2 protein-coding genes are annotated in these 849 nt (G+C 41.8%); both read right to left on the bottom strand.

The window, feature by feature from the left end; all coding sequences use genetic code 11:
• On the bottom strand, positions 1 to 400 hold a 400-nt coding region (locus tag R7Q46_RS26010; RefSeq protein WP_318078059.1), incomplete at its 3' end, for a 2OG-Fe(II) oxygenase.
• A 160-nt stretch (positions 401 to 560) separates the two neighbouring features.
• A partial coding sequence (locus R7Q46_RS26005) for a tellurium resistance protein TerC (protein WP_318078058.1) occupies positions 561 to 849 on the bottom strand: 289 nt, incomplete at its 5' end.

Below are 849 nucleotides of genomic sequence, written 5' to 3'. Positions count from 1 at the left end.
CACTCCAAGATTCATTCATGTAGAACACCGTGGTTAAGCGGCGGTTTTCATTCCCTTTAAAGCAATCAAGGTGTTTTTGGTAAAAGTCGCCTTTTTCGTACTTAGCAAAGTGCGCTTCATACTCAAACAAACCCAAGAAGAAATGGCGGTTCACCTCTTGTCGAATCTCTTCCATTTTGCTCAAATAATTCGCGATTGGCTGACCCATAGCTGGTTTTAACCATTGAATTTTGTCACTGCGAATTGATTCAATTCGGGTCACATCATCATTTCGACCAATGCGTGCTTTCTTCCAATTATCCGGTATGCAATCACGTAATTGGGTTACTTCGTCTTCTGAAAGGAAGTCATCCCAAATGTAGTAACCATCCGTTGCTAACGCATCGATCAGCTTGTTCATTTATTTTATTCACTCGTGTGGATTGGGCGGTTTATATAAAAAATTCAATCCAATGCAACAAATGCAACTTTTTGTCGAAACGACAAATTCTGAATCAGCAAATAAAATTGAAAGAAAAGCACACAAAAAAGCCGCTCTCTTGAGCGGCTAAATTAGCAAGTTATTGGGCACCATAAACCACGGTTGGTTGATGCATCGGTCTGATTCGCTGGATAGTTCGGCGCTGTTTGTTCTTTAGTTGGATGTGACACAGTTCCAACACCAAACCAAACGCCATCGCAAAGTACACATACCCTTTATTGATATGGATTGCGAAGCCTTCGGCCATCAGCAAGCCACCCAGCAATACTAGGAACAGTAGCGCTAAGGTTTTGAAACCAGGGTAACGGGTAACTAGGTTATTGATCTTCTCAGCAGTCATGACCAATGCAGAAGCAATAATTGCAGCA

The sequence above is a fragment of the Vibrio sp. 811 genome (genome assembly GCF_033339195.1).
Note: the sequence above shows the minus strand (reverse complement) of the source record. Positions and strands in the feature narration are given on the sequence as shown.